Source organism: Bacillus cereus group sp. BfR-BA-01524 (genome assembly GCF_022662595.1).
Lineage (GTDB): Bacteria > Bacillota > Bacilli > Bacillales > Bacillaceae_G > Bacillus_A > Bacillus_A thuringiensis_S.
Genome location: NZ_JAKUDW010000423.1, coordinates 1 through 235 on the forward strand (window position 1 = coordinate 1; position 235 = coordinate 235).

Consider the following 235-nt stretch of genomic DNA (forward strand, 5'->3'; position numbering starts at 1 on the left):
AACCTTTAGCTTTTTCGACAACATCTTGTCTGCCACCTTTATTATCAGCTGGTACTTCTGGAGTTGGAGCTGGTTTTTTCGCTTCTTCTTTTTTAGGCTCTTCTTTTTTAGACTCTTCTTTCGGAGCTTGTACAGCATTATTTGCTGGAGCTGCTGGTTGAGCTTGTGTTGGTGCTGGTTGAGCCGCTGCTGGTTGTTGTGCAGCTTGCTCTGCTTGTTTTTGAGCAGCAGCTTC

1 pseudogene is annotated in these 235 nt (G+C 45.1%); it reads right to left on the reverse strand.

Annotation, left to right across the window (positions count from 1 at the left end):
- A pseudogene (locus tag MR170_RS31740) lies at positions 1-235 on the reverse strand (N-acetylmuramoyl-L-alanine amidase); the annotation flags it as partial.